The following is a 13341-nucleotide window of genomic DNA, read 5'->3' on the forward strand; positions in this document are numbered from 1 at the left end:
TACACTACAAGCCAGCAGTTCATAAATAAGAGTGCCTAACCAGAGGCGATGGGTGAGTTAGTCGGAAAATTATTTTTTTGATCAGGGTTGAACATTTGCAAGGAGATAAGCGCATACTTCAAGGCAATTGTTTTACGGTTCTCCTGAACTGACAGCATCTTCCCTCTCCGGGAAATACGCCACCAATTTCCCGCGGGTGCTTCTGTCCTGTTATTCAAGGTTTTACATCAACCTCTAAAATAGGTCAGCTCAGAATGATCATCACTCCAATGACAATGTGTAAATGAAGCAAACAAAAATTCCGAACGTTTTTCATTGCCTGCGCAAGATGAGACTTAACGGTCTCAGGATGTAAATTCAGAAAAACTGCAGCTTCTTCCCGCTTCAATCCTTGCTCCTTTATGAGTGTATAAACCTGCTTTTGCTGATGTGGCAGCCGGTCAACTGCCTTGCGTAGCAAGGTGGAATATTCCTTTTCCATCACATATTGTTCAGAACTATTTTCAGTAAGAACTTCGTTTTCTTTATGTAAAACATGCTGATAGTTCCTGGCGATTTGTTTCATTACTCTGTAAACGTCATTGCGTGCGATGGTAAAGAGATAAGCCTGTAGATTTTCGACTTGCATCAGATCAGCCCGCTTCATCCATATTTTTAGAAACACATCCTGCACAATCTCTTCTGCAATCGAAGTCGAATGAGTGAGCTTAAGGGCAAGTCCATAAATCCTGTTTTTGTAATGATGATAGAATGTAGCAAAGGCATCCTCATCCCCCTGAATGACAAGGGCAATCACTTCCTCCTCCCGGTATATCTGATGATTAATCACAATACGGTCTAGAAAACGTTAATGTCTTTCAAAGTTAGGAACTTTTAAATACCAACCAATTCCATTTTTTCTCAACGGCACGCTCGATTTTCATCCGCTTCAGTCAAATACTTTACGGCTCAATTTCAAAAATGATAATGGCCTTTGCGCCATTTTCGCCTGTAATAATCAGATATAACTACTTAGGCAACCAAATCTTTTCTTCGGGTATCTGACCTTTGTCGCCGGTTTTTCTTATCCAATTATTTAAAATATCCCGCATCCTTTTCAGCTCCTTTGTGTATTGAGCTTTGCCGGCAAGGTTATTCAACTCAAAGGGGTCTTTCACAATATCGTATAATTCTTCAGCCGGTTTCGTGTCAGCCGTAAACAGAGCCTGCGCTGGAGTAAGCTCTCCATCTGCTTTTAGCTCTTTCAGCAAATTCCAAACGGGATACTCCGTCTCCTTATATTTATTGGGCTGCATGTAAGGCCTCTCAGGGTAGTAATTTTTTATGTATTTAAACCGGTCGTCCCTCACAGCCCGCATTTTATCTACCGTTTCATCCATACGATCGCGTGCGGCTATTATATATTGCCTCTTTCTTACTGCTTTTCCAATAAAGGGACGACCTTCTATATAAGACGGTACATCAACCCCCGCAATGGCTAAGACAGTCGCCGATATATCAATGGAACTGTGCAGATCATCGTCTATCGATCCCGGTTCCATTTTCCCGGGCCATCGAATAATACACGGGATCCTGATACCCCCGTCATACAAAAACTGCTTGTCCCGTACCATACAGCGACCATGGTCACTGTTAAAGATCAACACAGTATTTTGATCCAAGTTCTCGTCTTTCAGGCGTTTGACCAAACCGCCCACATAGCTGTCCATCAGTTGAATCGACTCCAGATAGTTCGCCCAGTCCCTCCTGGCTACCGGATGGTCGGGATAATAAGGCGGTAGTTTTAAGATATCCGGATTTATTTGAGGTTGGTGTTCCTGCACCTCCTTGTACCACACGGGACCACGATGGGTGACCTGAATCATCACCTCCGCGAAGAAGGGCTGTCCCGGTTTTCGGGTCGACCAGTCAACCCCGTCAAAAGGCTCCTTATCTAATACAAAGTTATAATCTGTTTTACCCTTCCCTTTAATCAATCCCCCCGCGTGCAATGTCCCGTTACTCGTGTAATAGCCGGCCTGCCTTAAATACTCCGTGATTGGCTTCACAGGAGCCGGAAGATGATAATTGTCGTCCCGGTGGCTACGATGATTATGAGCGCCTATGGTTGTCTGGTACATGGCCGTTATCATAGCCGAGCGACTTGGAGAACATACGGGAGCCGTTGAAAACATTTTTGTATAAAGACGACCTTCAGAAGCAAGCTTGTCGAGATTAGGCGTCTTAACATACGGATCCCCGTAACAACCGAGCTCAGGACTGATATCTTCCGTTATGACCCATATGATGTTTGGTTGATTGGTCTTAGTTTGTTGTGCCGTTGAAGAAAGAACTATCACCACACAACAAAAACAAGCCAGCGCAATTTTAATACTATTAAACATCCTGCATTCTTTTAAATCGCAAAAACATGATCAAGATAGGGAAAGTCCTCCCAACATCACGCATACAAGTCGATCACTTAGCCCAACAAAACTACCTGAAATACAAAAAATGATATGCCAATAAAATTAATTCATTTATTTGATTAACATTCGACCATATTCGTCGCTATGCGGGTAAGGTGTCTGATAACCTTTCGCATGATGCCACAGAATCTTATTCAGTGTAATTTCGTCTTTCTCACTTAAATCGTCATTTTCTTTTAAATTCAATTCCAACGACTTTTTTGCCCAATATAATTGTTTCCCTTTTAATGCCGATAACGGCGGATTCATTCTGTCAAGCGGAATATTATTGGGCACACTTTTATAAGGCGCAAAATTTGGATTGCTCGTAAAACAATCGGTCATTGGATTGGCCAACAGATCAAAATACGTCATCGGCGGCAATCCCAAAATTAACTGGATGGTACGGAGCAAACTGTTCTGATTGTAGTTCGTACTGACCACCGCGTTCCGTTTTGTATACGGACTTATGCACAATGAAATGGTACGATGGCCGTTTACGTGATCAAATCCGAACTGCGGATCGTCCTCAATAACTAAGATAGCCGTTTCTTTCCAGAATTTGCTGTTGCTAACCGCTTCCACAATCCGGCCAAGCGCCAAATCATTATCTGCAACCATTGCCTCCGGCGTAGGAAAGCCGGGCTGCGTACCAGAGGTATGATTATTGGGTAATGATACCATCATCAAATGAGGAAAAGAATCCGTTTTTTCAAACTGCCTTAACTCCTTGATGAAGACATCTGCCTTGTACTGATCGTTTATTTCTCTGGGGCCTCCGGTATATGATGGGCAATAATGGTTTTTGAGTGTATGGACCGTCGGTGTTGCAATGATTTTAATTTTATGAGCACCCGAAAGATAATCCTTGTAAATATCGGTCCAGGTCGAGTTTGCCGGCACAATCTCATCAAAAACAAACTCACCATAAGTCCTGAAGCGTAAACCGGCGGCCAGCACATAGTCCCATATGAATCCTGATGGCGAATAGTTAATGGCGTCCCCGCCGTTCCAGGGATAACTCCTGACAAAAGAAGGATACATTTTTTCCAGGTAGTCGGTAACGTACCCCTGGCTCGCCCAATTGTGCCCCTCTGCGCTTTTTAAACCATTACAGTATGTATTATCAAGCAGCACAAATTCTTCGGCTAACTTATGCTGGTTGGGTGTGATATTTCTCCCGTACATACAGAGACTGCTATCGCCATTACCCTGAGGCAGGTCTCCAAACACCTGGTCGTACGTTCTATTCTCTTTAATAATATATATAACGTGCTTAATGAATGATTTTTCTCCAGGCTGCGTCGGAACGGGAACCCATTTTTCTTTTACTTTCGATAAATTAAACGCTTCGTTGATCTTGGGTAACCTCAGGTTCTTCCCGGCACGAACCGTATAATCTTCAAGTGAGTCTTTGGAGAGATCGATGAATGAAACGGAACCTAACTGATCGAGCACGTTGTACCCCTTTTCTTTCTGATCAAACTTTTGGATACCCACACCCTTCATGTTTCCAACCACCATGCTTTGCCCGCGGCGCGATATTGCAACAGAACCGGGATACCATCCCGTTGGAATCAATCCGATCACCTGATGATTCAACAAATTAATCACGGCTATAAGATTATCACCCGCATTTGCTGAGTAAAGCGTCTTTCCATCCGGAGAGATAGCCAGCGCATCAGGCGCTGAACCAAACGGCAGCCCCTTCATCGGTTTTACACTAAAAGACCTCACTAATTTATCACCCCGGGTATCAATCTCTGAAATTGAATCGCTGTTAGCATTTGCAACATAGAGTAAAGACTGGTCTTTTGAGAATACCATTGGACCCGGATGAAGCCCTACTTCAATTTCCTTCACTTCTCTCCTATTAGCCAGATCCACAACCGACACCGTTCCTGAGGCGGCAACGCCGTTCTTTTTATTAATAGCCACCAATGAACCAGAACTGAGAGCCGACAAATCAGATCCTTTTGGATGCCTGCCCCCCCAATTTGAAACGTAGGCCTTGTGGCCTTTTACTAAAACAGCGTAAGGAGCTACCCCAACGGGAATCTGCGCTTCAATCTTTGACGTCTTTAGATTTACAATCATCAAAGTATTATTTCGATTTGACGCCACGTAAATCATCCCGTTTTTTTCATCGAGATGAAAGCCTGTCAAATATGAACTCTTCTTATCGAAACCACTTACAAAAATTTCGTCCTTCCATTTAAACAAACCATCTCCATCTTTTTCGGCCGATCGCAAATAACCATGAGCATCCGTAATCCAGATTTTCCTGTCTCCCGCCTCCCAGACAATGCCCATAAAGCTGGTCCCCAGTCCACCCCCCGAATTTTGTTTGGGTAAGTAGAGTTGTTGGATAACCTTCCTTTCTTTAGCACTAAAAAAGATGATCCCATCAGAATTCTTGACTGCCAGCACAGATTCATCAGAGTTGAATGCCATATCTTTTGGCCTACCGGGAAAATCGATGGTAGTACCAACCGGCTGAACAAACTGTGAAGTTGGGACAACATACGACCCATCCTTTTGCAAGCCTACATTTTGCCTCGTAAGACTTTTAGATACTTCTTTTGTTTTGATGGATTGCGCCTTTGAAACATTACCTGTGGTACAACCCACTATGAGCAGGAGTGAAAATATACTGAATTGAGAGCATTTCATCGACATGTCTTTTAGATCATTTAAACCATTGAATAATTCCTACGGGTTCTGCACTAGTGCAGGATTGAGATTAATTTCAGCTTCAGGTATAAACGGCACAATTAACGGGGAATTTGGCGACACTGACCTTGGACCAGACCATCCTTCACTTAACGTAAAGCTTCTATCCAACACCCTGTTATTTCTGAAAACATCAAAGGACCGCTGGCCTTCCCAGGCTAATTCAAGCCTTCTTTCATCCAGCACCGCATCCAAAACCGAAGTGTATCCTCTTAAATTATCTACCGAAAACAATTGATCGCTTAATCCCGCCCGCTGTCTGATGATGTTAACCATTTCAATGGCTTTAGCTTCCTGACCAGGCGTCTTTGCAAATGCTTCTGCCTTATTAAGATACATTTCCGCCAATCTGATAACCACTGGTGAATACAACAGTGGTGTATTGTCCTGTAAGGTATATTTCAGGCTATAGTACATCGGATAGTTTGACCTCTTGGCAACTTTATATCCTGACGGCTCAGCCGGATCAACAATCTTGTTCCCGGAAGCATCCAGTACATAATTCGGATCGATATACTTGATTCTGACATCCGCAGCGTTCTTATAAATCAATTTTTTCAATGTTTCCGAAACGTAAATCTCACCCCATCCTTCCCGACAGTATAAAGAACCAATTCCATTTTTCCCCAGATTTTCACTCGAAATATATTTTATCGCAAAAATCGTTTCAGGATTACTTTCGGGTGAAGACTTATAATAGTTCGGCAGTTGCTCCGTAGTCAGCAACTTAAACTTGTTAGATGACAAAACTTTATCAGCATATTCAATAGCTTTATCATTTTGCTCCATATAAAGATACATGCGCGATAACATGGCGAAGGCAGCTTCTTTGGATGCAAAGATATTAGACTTGGAAACAGTCATCAAGTTTGAAGCTTTTAATAAGTCCGAAACGATAAAATCGTAGGTTTGTTTTACCGTACTTCTTGCTATTAGTCCGGATTTCGCGGAACTATCCATCACTATAACACCTAAATTAGTCTGCGGAGACTGCGAGTATGGTCTTGCAAAAATGCGTACAAGATCATAATGCATCAAGGCCCTTAAAAAAAGCGCCTCCCCTTTTAATTGCAACTGGGCCTTCGGCGCATCATCCTTAATATTCTCAATAATCTTATTGGCCTGAAAAATTCCGTAATAAGCTTGTCTCCAAAACTGAACGCACGCAGTAGAATTCACCAGTCGGTTATAATTGTAGGCATTTTGGATGTTATCTCCGCTACTTTTACACCAGGCCAGATCATCACCCGGTAATTCCTGCAGGAAATGCCTGAGTCTTGAATAATTAGGATCTTTCAGGCGACTATATACGCCGATTGTTAAAGTGGAGAGAGACGACGGGGAGGTACTTATTTGTTCGTCTGATAATTCATCGGATGGAAAATATTGTTTTTTGCAACCCGCTGAAGATATCAGGCATATTAAAAGTAGGATCGTGATATATTTATTCGCTTTCATTGTAAATGTTTTGGATTAAAGATTAATATTCGCGCCCAGGATGAATTTTCTTGAGGCCCCATAATTAAGGGATCCTTTATCCTGCTGTGCAACCGCAGATTCTATATTAACATCCGGGTCTGACCCACTGTATTTAGTAAATACTGCCAGATTATCAACACGAAAGAAAAGAGATACACCCGACAATACTTTGGGGATTTTATAGCCAAGCGTGACGTTTTGAATCCTGATATAACTGGCATCTTCGAGGTATCGGGACGATGGTCTGTTTGAGTTAGCGTTGCCTCCGAGCAGTAAACGTGGATGGGTGGCAACGTCACCTGGCTTTTGCCAGCGAATCCAATCTTTGTAAGCGACCATTTGATTTTTGGATAGCACCGTTCCATCATCATCAATTGCCTCTCTCTGTCCAAAATAGATGGTCTGCCCAACTACAAAATTACACAATATACCCAGCGAGAAATTCTTGTAAAAAAAATCATTGGAAAGCCCTCCGGTGAATTTGGGATAAGCGGACTTTATAAATAAATTGCTGGCGTCATTATAACTGGAAGTCGTCGAAACTTTTGACGGATCCTTTCTATCTGCACCGTGAATAATTTTTCCGTTTTCATCCTCCCATCTTACCCACAATGGGGCGCCGGTTTGAACATCAACCCCTGCCCATTCTTTCATGTAAAAATATCGTAATGGTTTGCCAACACTAATGCGCATGGAACCACTTGTAATGTCCTGACTATTGTTTAACCCAAGTACGGTGTTTTTATTCAGGTTAACATTAAAATTGGTCTCCCATTTAAAAGCCCTGTTTATATTTAAGGTGGTCAGGTTTATATCCACTCCACGATTTCTGACTGAACCCACATTTCGTTGTTGGCTTGCAAAACCCGATGTAGCCTGCAGGGGCACACTTTGAAGCAAATTCTTATTGTCTCTGTTGTAAAAATCTAGTTCAAGCCTTACTCTCGATAACACGGACAGCTCCATGCCTAGGTTAGTGGTGTATGCCGTCTCCCAGGTCAGATCGGGGTTCCGCAACCTTGCAGGTCTTGCACCTGAGAGCCCGTTATAGGTATTAGTCCTGGAAAAACTATAGCTGCCGATTGACAGGTAGGGAGAAATATTTGCGTTCCCGGTCGTTCCATAACTTCCCCGTATTTTTAATAGATCAAGCCATTTGACATCCTTCAAAAAATTTTCTTTATTTACCAGCCAGGATGCCCCAATTGAATAAAACGTACCCCACTTATTATTAATCCCAAATAAAGACGATGCATCTCTGCGTAGTGACCCAACGACAAAATATTTATTAAGATAGCTATAATCTACCTGACCGAAATAAGACAAGAAATCAGTTTCATCCCTTGCGCCCGCAACGGATTTTGCACTTGCTGCGGCATTTAGCACGTCTAAACCCAGGGGCAAATCATTACCAACGGCCGTAACATTTGATGAGTAAAGGTAATTATATTCCTGACCCAAGATGGCGGCAAGATTACTATTGCCAATACCACGGCGCATCCTCAATAAATTTGAGGTAATAAATGAATAGTCCTTATTATTTGATTCTGTAAGCCTTCCATTTTCAAAACTTGCACCAAAATATAATTTATCCAGCAACTGACTTTGCTTTCTGTCAATCATTCCTCCCCTATTTGCGGTGGAGAACGACAGCCAATCCGTTATGTCAACGTTCAGGGTAATACTACTGTTGAGGTTTATCCGCCGCGTATTATCTGAATAATGCCGGCTATCGTAAAAATAGTTAGCCTTGTTGTTACCAAACCAGGGGCCTGAGGTATAGGGGTTGTAGGGCGTTACACCCTCTTTTTCATAGGCGGGATCCCATGGGACATTGATTACCGACTGAACCATCACGGCTTCCTGTGCCGATTGAGGATCATTGGGGTTTCGCTCAAGTCCGCCATTTATTCGCCAGGTCAGTCCGATTCTATCCGATATTTTATGGCTTATATTAGACGTTAAATTATAATCTGTAAATTTCTCACCTACCAGGGTTCCTTTTTCCTGAAAGAAGTTACCACTGAGATAGAAGTTCGTTTTTGCATCGCCTCCAGATACAGAAAGATAATGCTTATTAATATTGCCGGTTCGATTGAGTAGTGTTGGCCAATAGCTGTTTGTATTTAATACGGATGCCGGAATTACTGATTCGAGATACTGTTCAAAAGTCCTGTTCGTAAAAGACGGATTGTTGGCTTTAATTTGGTTATCATAATAGTTCTTTGCGGCTTCCTTTCTGTTTTCATACAGTTCCGCAGAATTCATCATTCTTAAGTTGCCCCGTTGATAATAGGAAAGCCCGGTTGAACCTGAATAGTTAACTTTTGTCTTCCCGCTTCTACCGCTTTTTGTTGTAATAATGATGACGCCGTTTGCTGCCCTTGATCCGTACAAGCCTGTCGCAGCGGCATCTTTAAGTACAGTAATCGATGCAATATCATTCGTTGCTGCGGTACCACCGATGATACCATCAACCACGTACAATGGCGCATAACCGGCACCAATTGAACCTACACCACGAATGACAATATTCGCGCTTCTTTCAGGATGTCCGCTACTATTTGACACGACTAATCCCGGCACTTTCCCCTGCAACATTGTTCCAAGATCTTCAGACATAACCCCATCCTGCAACTTTTGAGCGCTTACAACCGAAACGGATGAAGAAAGCTCGGATTGTCGCTTTTTATTATATCCCACAACGACCACTTCATCCATGGACGAGGACTTTTCCTTCTTAAGCCTCATTAGGACATTATTTATTTCGTTCCTATTAACGACGAAATTTATAATAGAGTCCCTTCCATAGGAAATGTGTGAAAAATACAGGTTATACCTGCGTCCCACATTGAGTTTGCGAAACTCAAAAATACCAGTCGAGTCGGTAGTTACGTTTAAGTCAATATTTTCTTCGATCGATTTAAGGTTAACGTTTGCTGAAACAACAGGTATGCCCTCTTCGGATAAAACTCTTCCCCGAACCGAGGACACATCCTGGGCTTTTGTTTTGAATGCTGTCGTCAGGAGTAATAAGAAGGTGAAATAAAATAAAACCCTTTTCATACTTTTATTATTATTTTGGTTTAACAAAAATTGAATCTCCTTTTTGAGTATAGTCGAGATTTGCGAGATTACAGAGCGTAGGGATAATGACATCCAATCTATCGCTATACATGATCTCTCCGGTAAACCGAACATCTCTGATACTCGCTGTATCAATTACAATCACTACTTTATACCTCTTCGATATCTTATTAAATACATCGATAAGAGAGGCCTTACTCGTAGTATATGATTCATTGGTCCAATCGTTAATGGCTTTTGTTTTTTGCTCGTTAAGAGCCGAACCCGAGAACTTGTTATCGTCTTTTTCAGCAACCGACAAACTGACTTCTTTGTTTTGCAATGCGTTGACTTTGGTCGTTCGGCCTTCAATTCCATAAATTAATTCTTCGCCCGCCTTCAGATACGTCTCTGATTGTTGAGCGGACCGGGGATGAAAAACAACGACTTTACCCTCCAGTAAAGTAACCCGTATTGTTTGGTCGGCATTTTGCATGGAGACTTTAAACTCGGTGCCCACTGCTTTGGTCTTAATAGCTCCGCTTTCAACGATGAACGGATGAACCGGATCTTTCGCAACCTTAAAAACTGCGTTACCCGTCAAAACAATGTAACGGTCATGCTTAAAATCTTGTCCAATGACCATTTTGGAAGATCCTGATAAAACAACCCTTGATCCATCGGGCAGGAGGAAGGAGGAATCTACTCCGCTGTTATTAGCAATGGTGAGCTTCCCGACTAAATTATTTGGGTCAGTTTTCGGCGCAGAAGGAGTTAGCCAAACAGAAACACCGAAAAATAAAATCACACTCGCGGCGGCTGCTATAGCGATGCTTATGATCGTAGTCGGGGTTCTTCTTTCTACCACCGACCTGATTTTTCCTCGGATGTTTCTACTTAATTTATCTGTATACAGATGAGACTCTTTGCCGACATATTCTTCAATATCCAGCAAAGAATCCAGGATTTCCGGGTGTTCAGCAAGAAACTCGGCAATTTCATTTGCTTCATTTACATCGACACACTGGTTGTCAAGGAATCGTTTGATCTTTTCTTTTGTTTCGCTATTTAGCTCCATCTAAAACTAATACCGTCTAAGAAGAAAAAATCCCTTAAAAAAAACTCAGCTTAACTTTTTGATAATCTTGAGGGCTGTGTATAGTCGGGAATCGACCGTTCGGATGGGGATATTAAGCATATCGGAAATCTCTTTATAAGATAACCCTTCAAAATAGTGCAGCAGGACTACTTTTTTGTGCTTCGTTGATAATTGTTGTGTAGCCCATTTAATTTTTTCGAGTTTGGCGGATGTCTCGTCATGCTCATCGGGACCTACTTGTCCTTCCGCATGCGCTATCAGTTTACTCCTTTTTACCACTTCCTTACGAAGCCAGTCGATATAAAGTTGTTTGGCCTTTTGAAATAATTGCGCTTTGATGGGGATGCTTTCTTTGAGGGTTTCCCTGTATTTCCAGATGCTTAAAAAGGTCTGTTGAGTAAGGTCTTTAGCTTCTTCAACAGATTTTGTTTTGTTGTAAAAAAAGCTGAAAATAGTCTTATCCCATTCAGTATAAAAGTCAGTAAAGGCTGAATGGTCTCCAACAATTATTTTCGAAGTGATCTTATCCATCACGGACTAAAATTACAAGTGGCAATAAAGTAAAGTTGTTGATCTCGTTTTGTTAATACTAAAATAATATCCAGACAAACATTGGCTTAAAGTTAGCGAAAAACTATATCTATTACAAAGACAGTTAAGACATTTATAATTTTACAATTTATAAATTATTTAGGATCAATATTTTATACCGAATTAACAAAAAAATGAGCAATCCTCTTTTTCATACCGGCTGTATCATCTCGTTTAAATGAAGCTGTCCCCCTAACCTATTTCTTCAAGGTATCTGCTTAGGCGCCTCATTCATCATCATTTAACCTGAGAACTTTTGGGTCGGTTTCATAATCTTCTTTATTCACCCATTTTGTGGGCGGCGCTTCACCGTTCAAAAACAGGTTATAAAAATTCAATCCTTCGGTCGGCGGATATATATCAAATACATATCCTTTGCCAAACATCCTGGGGTCGCCTTGTGCTTTTAGCGCAGTAAACAATTCCGTTTTCAGAGAAGTTTTTATTTGTTGATATTTTTTATTGGCTGCGAGGTTATTCAGACATAAATAATCGGTGGCAAGATGGTAGAGCTCTTCCTGGGGCCTCTTTCCAAAATTCATCTTCCAGTAGTAGGTTAAAGTCGGACTTTTCCGGTTCTGATTCAATATGACTGATTTCACAGGCCCACCGTCGGTATTCAAATACCCTGTTTCAGGGTTCCCCTGCGGCCATCGTCCGGGCTCGAAATTGTGGATATACATATACCCACCTTTGATAATGGACCTGATCGGATAACCCACTTCGTTTGGCCTGCCCACATCATGGCGCTCCTGTCCTAGCAAAACACGATCTCTTTTAGTCTCCACCCATCCCTGCTTTTCTGTTTTAAGCAAATTCAGTAAACTTTGACCCTGCGGTTTGTTGTATTTGTCGGTAGGAGAAGTGGTGGCGGAGACCTCAAAAAACGTGGGTGCGAAATCAATAAAACTCACGTAATCTTTTATTATGCGGCCCGGTTTGTTAATCCCATCTTTCCACATGATGGCCAGGGGCATGTGGTTTGATTGTTCGTATTGCTGACCTTTAACCCGTGGAAAGGCCATACCGTTGTCCGATGTAATAACTATAATCGTGTTATTTAGCAACCTTTTTTTCTCAAGTAAGCCGATCATTCGCCCCACAGTTTGGTCAAAATATTCCACTTCAACTGCATAATCGAGCAAATCATTGCGGACACTGTCCGTATCGGGCCAGTACTTAAAAACAGACGGTATGGAGCGGGTTTGTTTTCCACTTTTTAATCCAGAGCCGTATTCAAACTCCCGGTGGGGCTCATGGCTTCCAAACCAGAAAATAAACGGTTCATTATTTTTTCTGTCGTTCAAAAAATCTTCAAAATTGGCAGCATAGTCTGTGGTGCTGATGCCTGAAGTGGGCGCTATTAACTTTTTAGCGTGGTAGCCAGTACCTGTAAGAAGATGAGGTTTGCCGTTCACAGTCATCGCAACACCCGGAGCCCATCCCTTTCCTGTAAAACCTGCTTTATAACCATTGGCGGCGAGTCGCTCCCAGGCAGTAAGGTATCGTGCTGGCCAATAGGCAAGGTGGTTACCCAATTCCTCCAATTGCCATGAATTTCTGCCCATTAGAACGCTTGCGCGCGATGGGGCACATTTGGCATTAGGCGTGTAAGCATTTGTAAACAGCAAGCCTTCTTTCGCTACCCGGTCAAACTCAGGGGTTTTCACCCATTTGCTGCCGTTAGCCCCAAAATGTTCGTACGACGCATCATCAGCGATACAGAAAAGGATATTGGGACGCTGGGAAAACGAAGCAAACGAGACGAGGGCAAAAATGATTGTTAGCCGTATTTTAAATTTAGCAATTGCCATCTGATAAATTAATTTTTCCAAAATTATCTGATATTGTTCCGTTCACATCATCTCTTTTAAGAAAGGTCGTTTTTTTCCCACTGCTCAGCAGGCGAAAACATTTGTCTCCGGG

General features: G+C 42.1%; 8 protein-coding genes. All 8 read right to left on the reverse strand.

Annotated features, from left to right (window positions below):
- Nucleotides 1–244 precede the first annotated feature (244 nt).
- Entirely contained in the window at nt 245–829 is a 585-nt protein-coding gene (locus tag AC3WS5_RS00310) for an RNA polymerase sigma factor (RefSeq protein ID WP_492465188.1), read from the reverse strand.
- 178 nt (nt 830–1007) lie between these two features.
- A complete protein-coding gene (locus AC3WS5_RS00315; RefSeq protein ID WP_492465189.1) occupies nt 1008–2384 on the reverse strand; it encodes a sulfatase family protein in 1377 nt (458 codons plus the stop codon).
- A gap of 135 nt (nt 2385–2519) precedes the next feature.
- Nucleotides 2520–5120 carry an alkaline phosphatase family protein gene (locus AC3WS5_RS00320; protein ID WP_492465190.1) on the reverse strand — a complete coding sequence of 867 codons (2601 nt, stop codon included), beginning with the start codon at nt 5118–5120 and terminating at the stop codon, nt 2520–2522.
- A gap of 39 nt (nt 5121–5159) precedes the next feature.
- A complete protein-coding gene (locus AC3WS5_RS00325) occupies nt 5160–6638 on the reverse strand; it encodes a RagB/SusD family nutrient uptake outer membrane protein (protein ID WP_492465191.1) in 1479 nt (492 codons plus the stop codon).
- A 15-nt stretch (nt 6639–6653) separates the two neighbouring features.
- Nucleotides 6654–9725 carry a SusC/RagA family TonB-linked outer membrane protein gene (locus tag AC3WS5_RS00330; protein ID WP_492465192.1) on the reverse strand — a complete coding sequence of 1024 codons (3072 nt, stop codon included), beginning with the start codon at nt 9723–9725 and terminating at the stop codon, nt 6654–6656.
- Nucleotides 9726–9735: 10 nt separating this feature from the next.
- Complete coding sequence (locus tag AC3WS5_RS00335) at nt 9736–10803, reverse strand: FecR family protein (protein ID WP_492465193.1); 1068 nt, start codon at nt 10801–10803, stop codon at nt 9736–9738.
- 45 nt (nt 10804–10848) lie between these two features.
- Entirely contained in the window at nt 10849–11355 is a 507-nt protein-coding gene (locus AC3WS5_RS00340) for an RNA polymerase sigma factor (RefSeq protein ID WP_492465194.1), read from the reverse strand.
- Nucleotides 11356–11642: 287 nt separating this feature from the next.
- Nucleotides 11643–13229: a sulfatase family protein gene (locus AC3WS5_RS00345; protein WP_492465195.1), complete on the reverse strand. Its 1587-nt coding sequence runs from the start codon at nt 13227–13229 to the stop codon at nt 11643–11645.
- Nucleotides 13230–13341: the final 112 nt, after the last annotated feature.

It is taken from the genome of Niabella sp. CPT15-335-S11 (assembly GCF_058792415.1).